Origin of the sequence: Sulfurospirillum barnesii SES-3, assembly GCF_000265295.1 — a bacterium.
In the GTDB taxonomy this organism is placed as follows: domain Bacteria; phylum Campylobacterota; class Campylobacteria; order Campylobacterales; family Sulfurospirillaceae; genus Sulfurospirillum; species Sulfurospirillum barnesii.
The window spans coordinates 754038-767362 of record NC_018002.1; the positions used below are offsets into that span (position 1 = coordinate 754038).

Consider the following 13325-nt stretch of genomic DNA (forward strand, 5'->3'; position numbering starts at 1 on the left):
TAGAAAAGGAGAGAAAATGAATAAATTTAAAGTGTTATTGGTTGGCTCATTGGTAGCCATTGGTGCGATGGCGCTTTTAGCGAGTAACATCAATGAAAGAGAAAAACAGCGTGTGGAGCTTGCAAAAGCACCCAGTGAAGCGGGCATTGCCAATAAAGCCAAAAGTGAAGAGTGGGCAAAATATTACCCCCGTCAGTTTGACTCATGGAAAAAAACAAAAGAGTACGATAGTTTCACAGATATGCTTGAAAAAGATCCAGCCTTAGTCATTGCGTGGGGTGGGTATGCGTTTTCAAAAGATTATAACTCTCCACGTGGGCACTATTATGCGGTGCAGGACAATGTCAATAGTCTTCGAACGGGTGCTCCTGTGGATGAAAAAACAGGGCCTTTGCCAACGGCGTGTTGGACATGTAAATCGCCTGATGTGCCTCGTCTGATTGAAGAAGACGGTGAGTTGGAGTATTTTACAGGTAAGTGGGCAAAGTATGGCTCTCAAGTGGTCAATTCCATTGGTTGTGCGAACTGCCATGATGATAAAACAGCAGAGCTTAAAGCAACCGTACCACAACTCAATCGTGCCTTAGTTGCAGCAGGACTTAAACCTTTTGAAGAATCAACCCATCAAGAAAAACGCTCTTTGGTCTGTGCGCAATGCCACGTAGAGTATTATTTCAAAAAAACCGAATGGAAAGATGCCAAAGGTGTGGATAAAACAGCAATGGTGGTAACGTATCCGTGGGCAAATGGCATTGGTAAAGAGGGAAATTCAGGTACCGAGGGCATGATTAAGTATTACGATGAAATTGGTTTTTCTGATTGGACGCATAACATTTCAAAAACACCCATGCTAAAGGCGCAACATCCTGATTATGAGTTTTGGAAAACAGGTATTCATGGTCAAAAAGGTGTCTCGTGTGCGGATTGTCATATGCCGTATACACAAGAGGGTTCAGTGAAGTATTCTGATCATCAAGTGCTTGAAAACCCACTCAATGAGATGGACAGAACATGTATGAACTGCCACAGAGAGAGTGAGTCAAAGTTAAGAGGCATCGTGCATCAAAAATACGAGCGCAAAGAGTTCTTAAACAAAATTGCCTTTGACAACATCGCAAAAGCCCACCTTGAGACAGGAAAAGCAATGGAAGTGGGTGCGAGTGATGAGGAGCTAAAAGAAGTGCGTAGACTCATTCGTCATGGACAGTTTAAAGGTGACATGGCAATTGCAGCGCACGGTAACTACTTCCATGCACCTGAAGAGACCCTTCGTTTATTATCCGCTGCCAATGAAGACGCACAAAGTGCACGTCTTTTGTTGGTGAGGATTTTAGCAAAACACGGTGTGATGGATTACAGTGCACCTGATTTTGATACCAAAGCAAAGGCTCAAAAATTAGTCAAAGTCGATATGGCTGCCTTATCTGCTGAAAAAATGAAATTTAAACAAACGCTAGAACAAGCGTGGAAACAAGAGGCGGTTGCAAAAGGTAGGTTGCACCCAAGTATGTACAAAGATGCTGATACCATTAACGATGGCAAATCGTCATGGAATAAAAAGTAAGACTTTCAGGAAGGGGATGCATTTCCCCTTCGTCTTTATGTTATACTAAAGTGACGTAGACCATAGGTTGTTTTCGTATTATATAAAGGATTTTATGGTGTTGCTTAACATGTTGCATTCGTATAAAACCATGCTGTTTTTGCTCATCGCTTTAGCCCTAGGTGCAGCGGTTGCGACCTTTTTAGAAAACGATTTTGGCACAGCGTTTGCAAGGTCTTATGTCTATGATGCGCTGTGGTATGAAGCACTGTTGTGTTTGGCCGCACTTCATTTGGCATGGGTGATGTATGCGAGTAAAATGGTGTTACATGTAAGCCGTTTTCTCTTTCATGGGGCGTTTATTTTTATTTTGATTGGCTCAGGATTGAGCCGTTATTTTGGGGTAGAGGGTGTCATGAAAATTCGTGAAAACACGAGTGTTAACACCTTTTTTTCGAGTGATAAAAATAGAGAAATTACCTTACCTTTTTTTGTGCATTTAAAAGATTTTGAAGTAGAGCGTTATTATGGAAGCAAAGCTCCCTCTTCGTATACCAGCGATGTGCGTATTATAGATGGCAATGTAAGTTTTGATGCGAAAATTTACATGAACCATACGCTAAGCTACAAAGGGTACAAATTTTTTCAAACTTTTTATGACCCTGATGAAAAAGGAACCATTCTCTCTCTTAGCAAAGACCCTGGGGTGGAAGTCACGTATGTGGGTTACGCACTGCTTTTTTTAGGGCTTATTCTCAACCTTTTTGATAAAAAATCACGCTTTAGAAAACGCATAGAACAGCTCAAAAACAGCTCTTTTATCTTGCTTTTTTTGCTCATGTCACACACGCCGCTTTTTTCTCATAGCGAGTATGTTCAGACCTATTTGGATGAGCATCGCACTAAGAGTGTCGAAGTGGCAGCGGATTTTGGAAAACTGGTTGTGCAATCACGTATGGGACGTATGAAACCTTTTGATACGCTCAGCCAAGAAGTGCTCTATAAACTCAGCGGTAAAAGTACGTTGTATGACATGAACCCGACGCAAATTGCCTTAGGGATGCTCTCGCATCCTAGTTTGTGGAAAACCTTGCCGATGATTCAAACAAAAACACCAAAACTTAGGGAGTTTGTTGGTGTTTCACCCACACAAAAATTGCTTCGTTTTGAGGACTTTTTTGAGGGGCATCGCTACAAACTTGAAGAGGCGTTGCACAAAGCCTTAGCGCTAAAACCCAGCCAAAGAGGCACTTTTGAAAATGATGTCATTAAAGTCGATGAGAGGCTTAGCATTGCGTTTATGATGTATCAAGGGGTGTTGTTTAAACTCTTCCCTGTGATAGGTGATGAGAACCATACGTGGGTGGCGTTTGAACAGCTCATTATGAAAGAAAAGGGTGAAGAACTCAAAGAGGTGCAAGAGGCTTCGGTACGTTTTGCCAATGCTTTGTTTGAGCGAAACTATGAAAAAGCCTCTTTACATGTAAAAACATTTGAGGCGTTTCAAGAGAAGCATGGTGCTTTGATTATGCCCTCAAAAACGCATGTAAAGGTAGAGATTTTCTACAATCAGATGAAGATTTTTGAGCGTTTAACCTTAGCCTATGTTGTGGTGAGTAGTCTCTTATTGCTTGTTGCATTTGGGCAGGTTTTTGCGCCACAGATTGTTACATGTAAACGAACAAAACCTCTGTTTTATGGAGTGTTTTTACTCTTTATCCTCCACACGTTGGGATTGGTTTTGCGGTGGTATGTAAGCTCTCATGCTCCCATGAGCGATACCTATGAGTCGATGATTTACATTGCATGGTCGTGTTTGTTGTTTTGTATGCTCTTTATGCGCCACTCTCTTTTTGCCCTTGCTGGCTCTGTGCTGATGGCAGGCATTTTTATGTTTGTGGCACATTTGGGAAACATTGACCCTGAGATTACCAATCTTGTGCCTGTTTTAAAATCTTTTTGGCTCAGCCTTCATGTCTCAATTATTACGGCGAGTTATGGTTTTTTTGCGCTTGCGTGTGCACTGGGCGTTTTTACCTTGATTTTGTTTACATGTAAAACCTCAGAGCGCATTAAAATGGCGATTTCTAACATCACCGCAATCAATGAAATCTGCCTGATTTTAGGGCTTTCTCTTTTAGTTATCGGTAATTTTTTAGGCGCTATTTGGGCGAATGAGTCGTGGGGGCGTTATTGGGGATGGGATCCTAAGGAGACATGGGCGTATATTAGCATTTTGGTGTATACGATCATTTTACATGTAAGGCTTATGGGCAAGCTCTACTCAGAGTATCTGTTTGCCATTTTGAGTGTTGTGGGATTTAGTGCTATTTTGATGACCTATTTTGGGGTTAATTTTTATCTAGCAGGGATGCACTCGTACGCCACAGGTGATCCTCTGCCTATTCCCACTTGGGTCTATGTGTGTGGTGGTGTAATGTTAGGATTGATGATACTTTCTTATAAAAACAAACAACAAAAGGAACAACCATGAGACGATTTAAACTGCTGTGTGCAAGCCTTGCCTGTAGCGTTGCCTTGCATGCAGGCATCATTCACGAGGGTGTGATTAAAGAGGGGATTCAAGGCGGAGGGTATACGTACCTTGAGATTGAAGAAGCAGGAAAAACGTATTGGATTGCGGTGGAGGGAATAGAGATTGTCAAAGGGATGGAAGTGCGTTTTGAAGAGGAAATGCGTGCAAAAAACTTCAAAAGTAAAGCACTCAATCGCAGCTTTGATGAACTGGTCTTTGCCTCAAATCTGCAACACCGCACCGATGTTTCAAACAAGGGTAATGTAGAGCTAATTCAAAACAAGGTTGAGCAATCTCCCTATCAGCAAAAAGGAACACTGAGCATTCAAGAGGCCTTGCAAAAACGCCCAACACTAGCGGGCAAAGAGATTGCTATTCGTGGCAAGGTGGTCAAAGCTTCACAAAATATTATAGGGCGAAATTGGATTCACATTCAAGATGGAACAGGTGAGGGGAGTGAGGTTGGGCGCATTGTGTTTACCTCAAAAGAGCTTCCAAAGGTAGGCGATATTGTCACGGCAAAAGGTGTTGTCGCTATTGATAAAGATTTTGGCTCAGGCTATTTTTATAAGATGATTGTTGAAAACGCTACGTTTAGCCATTAGTGGATAAGGCGTAACAATGTCACGTGAGCACTTAGATCTTATTGCTTCATTGCCACTGTTTCAATCGTTGCAAAAAGAGGATATTGCAACCATAGCCTCTTTTTGTACGGTGCATTCCCATAAAGGTGGTGATGTGCTCTTTTATGAGAAAGACAGCAAAGATGCTATTTTTTATATTATTTCAGGATCGGTCAAATTTTATAAGGTAGACCGCTTCGATAATGAGATTTTTCTTTATAAACTTTACTCACACTCACTGATTTTTAATGTCTCTAAACTCATTGATAGCTTTTTTATCAGTTGTTATGCCAATGCAGAATTTTTGGAAGACAGTCTTGTTTTGCACATTAAAAGTACTCCTTTTCGGGAGATGATTTATTCTAATCAGCGTTTGATGCAAAAGATTTTAGAAGAGTCTTTTTTGATGATTCAGCAGATGCAGTGTATTATCAGTCGGGATGTGGTGTTTGATGGTACGGCTAAAGTAGCGCATATGTTGGTCAATGAGCTTGAGACGTTTAACAAACTCAAAAAACATGAAATCGCCTATATGCTACACATTCAACCCGAAACGCTTTCTCGCATTCTTAATAAACTCACCCGTAATGGTACAATAGCGATTGAAAAAAACAGTGTTGAGGTTTTGAATATTCAAGAACTCAAAGACATTTATGAATAGGCATAAGCGATGATAAAACCAACCACGATTAGCATGAAAATGCGTTTAGCAGGGAGTCTGCTCTCTTTTATTATCATTTTTATTATTTCTCTAACGGTGATGATGAATCAGATGAGCAAAAAAGATTCGTATATTATTAACATTGCGGGTAAACAGCGCATGCTTTCTCAAAAGATGAGCAAAGAGGCGTTTTTTATTGCGCATCGTCATTCCAATGACTTTCGAGAGCTCAATACTGCGGTCAATTTGTTTGAAAATAGCTTGAATGATTTACTTTATGGCAATGAAGCCACAGGGATTTATGCGCCTCAAAATGAGAAAATAAAAACAAAACTTGAAGAAGTCATGGAGTATTGGAAGCCGTTTCGTCTTCATGTTGAGGGGTTTAAAAGTGACATTGAAGCGGTACGTCCTGATATGGATGTGTTAGCAGGACGCATTGAGAAATTGCTGGTTCTTTCCGATACTGTGGTACAACGCATGGTGCATGCCAACTTAAGCAATATTCACATTGACCTCTCAGGTCGCCAACGCATGCTCTCTCAGCGTATGGGACTCTATGTGAGTCGTTACTTAAGTACTGCCAATGGGCAAGATTTGCTTGTGTATGCCGATGCTAAAGCACTGTATGAAAAAACCATTCAAAGCTTTTTAGATGACCCTGCGGTGAAAAATGCCCCTGAGGTGTATAGCATTGTCAAAGAGAATTATGCTTATTGGGAAGCGTACACTGTTTTTCTTGAACAGTTGTTAGCCAAAGAGGCACAGATTAACAAACATTTGGCATTTATTTATGAAAAAAATATTCAGCTTCTCAATGCCATGGATGAAGCGGTTTGGCTCTATACAGACCACAGCGAACATAAAAATGACACCTTCTTAAAATTTCAGTACATTGCACTTTTGGTGGGAATGATTATTATGCTGTATGCGTTTGTGATGAGCAGGGAAATTATCGAGCATTTAGAGCATTTTGTTCAAAAAGCCAAAGAGTTAGCGCAAAGCGATTTAAGTGTTCTTACCAAACAAAGTGTCAATCTCTCCTCCCACAGCGAAGATGAGCTCAAAGAGGCATCCTCGCACATTTCTCAGTTTGTTTACAAGGTGAATCAAGCCATGCAAGAGAGCGAAGAAGCCCTTAAAAAAGCAGAGAGTGCGGTTTCTCAGCTTCAGCAAATTGCTTTGGATGTGGAAGATGCCATTGATGAGATGGGCATTGATGAGCAAGAGAAAAAAACCTTCGATAAAAATGTAAACGCAACCGAAGATATTGCCATTCAATCGGCTGAAAATCTCATTCATGTCAACAAAATGCTTCAAAAACTCAAAAAAAGCCTCAATGCAATGGTGGAAAACAGTCAAACGCAACACGAGAAAAAAAAGATTTAATGTTACATGTAAAGCCTACACACGAATAAAAGAAGCTAAAATACCCCTTTTTTATGTGAGAAGGGGGTTTTTATGGATATGTATCATGCCATTGGTACTGTGGGAATGGCGATGGTTGTGTATGCTTACTTTTTACTGCAATCAGACCGTGTGAAAAATGATTCACTCAAATTTCAATATTTAAATCTAATAGGTGCAATTTTACTGATTATTTCGCTCTTTTTTCATTTTAATTTAGGCTCATTTTTAATTGAAGTATTTTGGATTATGATTACGGTGTATGGTCTTTTGAAGCATCAATGGAAAAAAAAGCGTCAAAAGAAGCTTTGATAAAAGGGGTAAAGAGAGGCTCAGCTCTCTTTACATGTAAAGGCTTTTTTAGGTTCTAAACTCGGAGAGTTTGAGGTTGAGGGTCTCAGTCATACGGCTGAGGTGTTCTGCCGCACTGGCTATCTCTTGAACACTTCTGGCATTTTGGGAAGAGATCTCATTTATTTGCGAAACATCGCTAATCATATGCTCAATATCATCACTGGTTTTAAGGTAGTTTTCTGCCGTTTTATCAGAGACATTGGCGGCATTGCTCATGACGTGAAACATATTGTTTATTTTTGACTCAACTTCGCTAGCCGTACTAGCAAGGGATTCGACTTTTTTAGAGTTAGCGGTCATCTGATCACTGCTATTTGCAATGGCTTGCACAATCACATTAATTGTGGCATTAATCTCTTGTAAACTTTTTTGGGTTCGCTCGGCTAACTTTCGTACTTCATCTGCAACCACGGCAAATCCACGACCATGTTCTCCCGCCCGTGCGGCTTCAATGGCAGCATTGAGGGCTAAAAGATTGGTTTGATCCGCAATGTCCCCAATGACGATTAAGATGTCTTTCACCTGAGAAGCATCGGAGCTTAGTTGTTGGATAGCATGTGCGAGTTCAATTTCAGTTGCCACACTGGTTTGAATATCTTTTGTAAGGTTCAAAATAGCGCTGTTTGCTTCTTTTAAGAAGTGGTTGGCTTTGGTGAGTTCTTCTTTGCCTTCTTTTGCCTCTTTCGTACCTGATTTCATGACTTCTTTAAGGGTATTGGCTTTGTCTGTGGTCGTGCTCACAATTTTCATGGAGGTTTCCACCGCACGCCCAACGCCTAGAGAGGTTGAAGAGAGCTCATGGGAGACAGAAGAGTTTTCATGGGAGAGGTTTTTGGCCTCACTGATGAGGATGCGCACCTTCTCAATAAAACGGTTGATACTTTTACTCGCTTGCGCAATCTCATCGTTGCCAACAATCGCAAGGCTACGGGTCAAATCGCCATCACCACTGGAGAGGTCATCTGCTTTAAGCACAAGTTCATTTAAAGGATTCGAGATGTTTTTACGAATAATAAAGGTAGTACCTAGGATGCTAAGAAGCACTAAAAGTGCAGAAATCAAGAAAAATGAGCGCATTTCTGAAGCCAATTCATCGGCAATTTGAATCTCTAGTTTTTTAACCTCTTCTTCTACATTGTCTACAAACACACCCACGGTGATAACCCAATTGTAGGGTTTAAATTCTAAAGAATAGGCAAACTTTCTAAGAGCTGGGCCATCTTTGACTTTGGGGAAGTCATAGGCAACAATACCACCACCTTTTTTAGCAGAGACAATCATGTTTTGTAAAAATAAGTTGCCATTTTTATCTTTAATATCAATAATATTTTTTCCATGCAACGATTTATTGGCAGGTTGCAAAATGGCAATGCCCTCAACACTGTTGACAATCACATAGCCTGAGGGGTCATCAAACTTGAGGGCATCAAGTTTTTCAACCAGACGTTTTTGTATTTCATCGTCCCCAAACCCTTGCGCTTTAAGCTCTTTGTAAAAAGCCTGAGCGGAACTGTTGACCACTTCAACAAGATGTTTGAGCTCTTTTTCGTAAAACATATAAGAATTTTTTCGGTATTCCTCGATGAACATAGAAGCATTCTTTTTGGTATTGGCATAAGCAATGCCTATAATAGAACCTCCTAAAAGTAAGAGCGATAGCACAAGCGCTATCAAGATACGGGTTGATATTTTCATTGCTAACTCCTTAATGGCAACCTTCCCGCTTTGGTATGACGGATATAGGCATTATGTATTATTTTACCCTAGTATCTTATCCATAAAACAGAAGGAAAGAAAGAGGAAAAAATCGTATTTATATGCAATATATCGGAATTAGCTTTATGAGGAGAAAAAAAGAGAACTATAAGTTTATAAAATAGTACTCGCATGAATTTTAGCGTTGTAAAAATAGAAGCTTCTTAGTATTTATTTAAAAGCGTGCGTTATATTCTTGAGTGTTTTATAGCAGATGTAACGTTTAGTTTTTCGCATTTTATCCGATATAACTACGGGGCAATTTTTGTAAGGAGATGGAGATGAATACCATTGGTTCAGTATCCTATGAAACACAGGTTTCTTTAGGACAAACAGTGCAAGGCAATGTGTCTGCTGGGGTTGATTCTAAAGAAGATGAGACTACGCAGGTATCATCATCAAGTATGCCTGTTGATCGTGTTGAAATTTCAGAAGAAGCGCAAGCCTTAGCATTAAGTAGTGCTGCAAGTGCAACAACTTCAGAAGAGAGTACGACACAAAGTAGCCAAAGTGGGGGCACGGGCGCTACATCTGCTACTGCAAGCAGTAGCAATACATTAGAAGCACAAATTGAAGTGTTAGAGAAAAAAATAGCCGCACTTCAAAAAGAGATTGCAGCGTCACAATCCAGTAGTGATGAAGAAAGTATGAAAGATGTACAGGGTAAGCAAACACTTCTTGCATCGTATCAAGCACAGCTTATAACACTAGAGGCGCAAGCTTCCGAAACAACATCATAAACTCTCCTGATTTGGCTTGGGAACCCTTACCGAGGTAGGAAGTGTGGTAAGGGTCTTCTTTCATTGATGCTCTCAATATACACGTACATGTAACATTCTTAGAGAAAATGCACAGCAAGTGGGAGTAAAATAGCCATTAAAACCCCACTAAATCCCATTGCAAGCGCACCAAAAGCAGCCGCTTTCTCACTGATTTCTACCGCACTAGACGTTCCTAATGCGTGAGCAATAAGTCCTAAAGCAAATCCTTTTGCTGCATCACTTTTAATACGAAAGAGTTTAAAAGCACTATTGCGAAACAAAACACTGAGCAATCCTGTAAAGGTAATAAAGGCAATAGAGAGGGAAACCACCGCTCCAATATCTTGTGCAATAATAATACCAATAGGTGCAGTAATGGATTTGGTGCTCATGGAAAGCATGGTCGTATGCGAAGCGCCCAATACCCATAAAATAAACACAGCACTGATAATCGCAAAAACGCCTCCTGCCACAAGCGTGATGAGTATCGGCACAAAATAAGCTTGAATGTGTTTGAGATTTTTATACAAAGGCAAGGCCAGTGCTACGGTTGCAGGTCCTAGAAAAAAGTGTAAAAAATTCAAGGAAGAAAAGTACGTTTGATAGGGAATATCGCTGTGTACCAAAACAGGTAAAATTAATAATAAGGCAATGATGATGGGCTGAAAAAGGGGACGTTTGCCTGTTTTTTCATAGATAAACATGCCTATCTTATAAGCGCCAATGGTTACAATCAGCCACGTTAACGGGGTAGATGAAACATAAAGAAAGAGGGCTTCAGTGTTCATGGCGTTGCTCGTGTTTAGTAATGAGTATATCCATGAGTTTTGCACTCAACCCCAATGCAATAAATGTTGAGACAATCAACGAACAGGTAATAGCAAATGCTTCATCTCGTAGGGTATCAAATTGGGTCATAATGCCCACCGCTGAGGGAAAAATAAACAGAGGCAAATAACGCAGTAACCAAAAAACAGAGTTATCAAGCGCATGAAAACTGCTCTTTTTAACCATTAAGAAAAGAAGCAGTAAAATCATCCCGATAATCGCCCCAGGAATCTTGAACTCAAAAAGCTTCACCAAACACTCACCGATAAACTGAAACACTAACAGTGTCAATATACCTTTTAACATGAAAATCCTCACTCAAAATAAAAGGAGGATTATACTCCAAAGTTTTAAATACAAGGGTTCTTTAGTGCCTTTACATGTAAAAAAAGTCTTTTACATGTAAAGAACTTTTTAATGAATGGTTTGTCCAAAAATGGTTTTTCCACCATCCATCTGATTAAACTCCGCATTTTCCAACCAACGCTGAGGAAAGGAGATATATTCAATCAGGTTTTCTAAAAGTACCATATGCTGTCGCTCTTCTTCTGCAATACGCATAAAAATAGCCTTTTGCTCTTCATCTTCAAGCATGGATGCTTTTTCAACGTAAAATTTATAACTGTTTTCTTCTGAGCGCAGGGCACTTTTATAAAAATCAATTTGGTCATCACTAAAGGTACAGGCTTTATTTTCTTCACGCAGTTTTTCAAAAATGGTTTTCGCACTTTTGAAAACATCAACACTGGCTTGGGTTGGCATTGCTTCTTTTTTGTTCATTTTATCAAACACAATGTAGTGCTTTACTTCTTCTTCTGCAAGCATGGTTAAGATGGATTTTAAGCCAACATCATCGGTCTTACTCGCCAAATCTCGGTAGTACTTCTCGCCATCTTTCTCAACCTTCATGGCATATTCGTAGACATTCATAGTATACCCCCTAATAATATAAATTTCTAAGTATGTTATAGGAAATCTATAATAAATAGATGATAAATATTTTATATTAATTTAAGGCAAGAGATGCTGTTTCGCTTTGGTGCAAGAAGCATTTTAGCGTTACATGTAACGCATTTGAGCGCTTTTTCTCTGTACATTAGCCATTCTTTTTAGTGAGAATTAATGAATAAATAATTACTATATACCTTATTTGGGTACTAAGGCTTCTTGTTTTCAAAAGACGTCTGTGAAAAATCACGAAAGGTTTAAAATGTTTCAGAGTAGTTTGCGTGCTAAAATCATGGCTGCCACCCTTTTTACCGTGAGTATTACGAGTTTTTTGTTTATGGTTTTTATCTATACCGCACAAAAAAATCTCTACATTTCCCATGTCAATGAAAAACTCAAAGTTGCTGCACAAGCCGCCGCACTCTATTTAGGCAATGATTTTGTGGATAGGTATGACACAACAAAGCCTCTTGAGCCTAAAGAACATGAAACGCTTGTTAAACAACTCAGTGCATATGCGCACGAAAATGGCGTAGAATATATTTATCTGATGGTCAAAGAGGGCAATAAAATCTATACGCTTGTGAGCAGTGCCAGTGTTGAAGAGCTGAAAAAAAACGCTTATGATCCTTTTTATAAAGAGTATGAAGCCAGTGAGGGCATTCAAAATGGATTTAAAGAAAACAATCGCTTTTACGAGGATACGACCGATGCCTATGGCAATTTTCGCTCTTACGTACAGATAAACCGCTCCGTGGGAGGCAAACTTTATATGGTCGGTGCTGATGTAAAAACCGATGCCATTAGGGCTGACTTAAATGCGCTCTTGCTTCAAAGTATTTTTATCTTTTTAGGGGTGTTTTTTGTGGCGGGTGTAATTGCGTGGTGGATTTCAGCACGTATATCAGAGCGCTTAAGTACGTTAACCCTGCAAGTTGTAACGCTTTCTCAAACCCTTGATTTGACAACGGCGTTTAAGCATATTGGAAACGATGAAATTGCTCGTTTATCTGAGGCGTTAAAGAACTTTCTTAGCACCATTCGCACGGTTATTTTTCAAGCGGTTGATGTTTCAAAAGAAAATGTTGCGCTCTCTTTCGAAACCGTGCAAGATGCCAATGCCGTGATGGTAAAAGTGGTGAACAGTAAAGCGTTGGTACAACAAAATCTTGCGTTTATGGGTGACATTGGCAATCAACTCAATACAATGTCTCAAAGCACGCATGAGGTTGTCACCTCATTGAAAAAAGCCGATGAAGAGCTGGAGATGACCAAAGAGAGTATTCATAGTGTTGCTGAAAATGCGAAGGAGAGTGCGGCAAATGGAGAAGCCATTTCACAAAACCTTCACGCTTTAGAAAAAGATGCAACACAAATTCGCTCTATTTTAGGCATTATTGGCGATATTGCCGACCAGACCAATCTTTTAGCCCTCAATGCCGCCATTGAAGCGGCAAGGGCGGGTGAAAATGGACGAGGCTTTGCGGTGGTCGCAGATGAGGTGCGAAAGCTAGCGGAGAAAACACAATCAAGTTTGACAGAAATTCGAGCCACCACGGAGGTTATTGTTCAATCCATCGGCGATATTGCCGATAAAACCATTGCTTCCTCAAAGGGCATTATCACCCTTGCTCAAACCTCTGAGAGTTCAGAAGTGTTGATTGAAAAGGCATCCGAAGCGATGCGTCAAGCCATTGAGGCGATGAATGAAGCACAGCTAGGTTATCGTGCGCTTCAAAAAAATGGTACCTCTGCTTCTGAGAAAATGTCCCATATGGACAAGGACGCACAGAGCAATCTTGAAACCATGCAACGCATGGAAGAAAAAATTACACGACTGAGTTCTCTTTCGAATGCCCTTGGCGAAAAACTAAGCGTGTGTAAAAGCAGTTAGGTTACGTTTTTGTGC

The 13325-nt window shown here is 40.1% G+C and carries 12 protein-coding genes; 8 read left to right on the forward strand and 4 right to left on the reverse strand.

All coding sequences use genetic code 11. The features are described from left to right. Positions 1-16 precede the first annotated feature (16 nt). The 6 genes from nrfA (at position 17) to SULBA_RS03865 (ending at position 7082) form a co-directional block, all read left to right on the forward strand. Positions 17-1564, forward strand: a complete 1548-nt coding sequence (nrfA, locus tag SULBA_RS03840; RefSeq protein WP_014768958.1) for an ammonia-forming cytochrome c nitrite reductase — start codon at positions 17-19, stop codon at positions 1562-1564. A gap of 94 nt (positions 1565-1658) precedes the next feature. Continuing rightward, positions 1659-4037 carry a cytochrome c biogenesis protein CcsA gene (locus tag SULBA_RS03845; RefSeq protein WP_041671795.1) on the forward strand — a complete coding sequence of 793 codons (2379 nt, stop codon included), beginning with the start codon at positions 1659-1661 and terminating at the stop codon, positions 4035-4037. Further along, entirely contained in the window at positions 4034-4684 is a 651-nt protein-coding gene (locus SULBA_RS03850; protein WP_014768960.1) for a hypothetical protein, read from the forward strand. The genes SULBA_RS03845 and SULBA_RS03850 overlap by 4 nt, the downstream gene beginning before the upstream one ends. 16 nt (positions 4685-4700) lie before the next feature. Next, on the forward strand, positions 4701-5363 hold the full coding sequence (locus SULBA_RS03855; RefSeq protein ID WP_014768961.1) for a Crp/Fnr family transcriptional regulator: 663 nt from the start codon (positions 4701-4703) through the stop codon (positions 5361-5363). 9 nt (positions 5364-5372) lie between these two features. Beyond that, positions 5373-6752 (forward strand): type IV pili methyl-accepting chemotaxis transducer N-terminal domain-containing protein, encoded by a 1380-nt coding sequence (locus SULBA_RS03860; protein WP_014768962.1) that lies wholly within the window; start codon positions 5373-5375, stop codon positions 6750-6752. A gap of 72 nt (positions 6753-6824) precedes the next feature. Further along, the gene (locus tag SULBA_RS03865) at positions 6825-7082 is read left to right on the forward strand and encodes a CBU_0592 family membrane protein (protein WP_014768963.1); all 258 of its coding nucleotides are present in this window, start codon (positions 6825-6827) and stop codon (positions 7080-7082) included. Between the two features lie 48 nt (positions 7083-7130). Here the strand turns inward: SULBA_RS03865 and SULBA_RS03870 are convergent, their stop codons facing one another. After that, entirely contained in the window at positions 7131-8819 is a 1689-nt protein-coding gene (locus SULBA_RS03870) for a methyl-accepting chemotaxis protein (protein WP_014768964.1), read from the reverse strand. Between the two features lie 341 nt (positions 8820-9160). On the opposite strand from SULBA_RS03870, the gene SULBA_RS03875 reads away from it, so the two are divergent. Beyond that, positions 9161-9619, forward strand: coding sequence for an ABC transporter C-terminal domain-containing protein (locus SULBA_RS03875; RefSeq protein WP_014768965.1), 459 nt, complete (start codon positions 9161-9163; stop codon positions 9617-9619). A 98-nt stretch (positions 9620-9717) separates the two neighbouring features. Here the strand turns inward: SULBA_RS03875 and SULBA_RS03880 are convergent, their stop codons facing one another. From SULBA_RS03880 to SULBA_RS03890, 3 genes are all read right to left on the reverse strand, one after another. Then, positions 9718-10428 (reverse strand): LrgB family protein, encoded by a 711-nt coding sequence (locus tag SULBA_RS03880; RefSeq protein ID WP_014768966.1) that lies wholly within the window; start codon positions 10426-10428, stop codon positions 9718-9720. After that, the gene (locus tag SULBA_RS03885) at positions 10418-10774 is read right to left on the reverse strand and encodes a CidA/LrgA family protein (protein WP_014768967.1); all 357 of its coding nucleotides are present in this window, start codon (positions 10772-10774) and stop codon (positions 10418-10420) included. The genes SULBA_RS03880 and SULBA_RS03885 overlap by 11 nt, the downstream gene beginning before the upstream one ends. A 108-nt stretch (positions 10775-10882) precedes the next feature. Further along, positions 10883-11398 (reverse strand): ferritin family protein, encoded by a 516-nt coding sequence (locus SULBA_RS03890; protein ID WP_014768968.1) that lies wholly within the window; start codon positions 11396-11398, stop codon positions 10883-10885. 280 nt (positions 11399-11678) lie between these two features. On the opposite strand from SULBA_RS03890, the gene SULBA_RS03895 reads away from it, so the two are divergent. Then, positions 11679-13310, forward strand: a complete 1632-nt coding sequence (locus SULBA_RS03895; protein WP_014768969.1) for a methyl-accepting chemotaxis protein — start codon at positions 11679-11681, stop codon at positions 13308-13310. The last annotated feature ends 15 nt before the right edge of the window (positions 13311-13325 follow it).

Coding starts and splice junctions, on each gene's coding strand:
- nrfA (WP_014768958.1), top strand. CDS start 17: ATGAATAAATTTAAAGTGTTATTGGTTGGCTCATTGGTAGCCATTGGT.
- SULBA_RS03845 (WP_041671795.1), top strand. CDS start 1,659: ATGGTGTTGCTTAACATGTTGCATTCGTATAAAACCATGCTGTTTTTG.
- SULBA_RS03850 (WP_014768960.1), top strand. CDS start 4,034: ATGAGACGATTTAAACTGCTGTGTGCAAGCCTTGCCTGTAGCGTTGCC.
- SULBA_RS03855 (WP_014768961.1), top strand. CDS start 4,701: ATGTCACGTGAGCACTTAGATCTTATTGCTTCATTGCCACTGTTTCAA.
- SULBA_RS03860 (WP_014768962.1), top strand. CDS start 5,373: ATGATAAAACCAACCACGATTAGCATGAAAATGCGTTTAGCAGGGAGT.
- SULBA_RS03865 (WP_014768963.1), top strand. CDS start 6,825: ATGGATATGTATCATGCCATTGGTACTGTGGGAATGGCGATGGTTGTG.
- SULBA_RS03870 (WP_014768964.1), bottom strand. CDS start 8,819: ATGAAAATATCAACCCGTATCTTGATAGCGCTTGTGCTATCGCTCTTA.
- SULBA_RS03875 (WP_014768965.1), top strand. CDS start 9,161: ATGAATACCATTGGTTCAGTATCCTATGAAACACAGGTTTCTTTAGGA.
- SULBA_RS03880 (WP_014768966.1), bottom strand. CDS start 10,428: ATGAACACTGAAGCCCTCTTTCTTTATGTTTCATCTACCCCGTTAACG.
- SULBA_RS03885 (WP_014768967.1), bottom strand. CDS start 10,774: ATGTTAAAAGGTATATTGACACTGTTAGTGTTTCAGTTTATCGGTGAG.
- SULBA_RS03890 (WP_014768968.1), bottom strand. CDS start 11,398: ATGAATGTCTACGAATATGCCATGAAGGTTGAGAAAGATGGCGAGAAG.
- SULBA_RS03895 (WP_014768969.1), top strand. CDS start 11,679: ATGTTTCAGAGTAGTTTGCGTGCTAAAATCATGGCTGCCACCCTTTTT.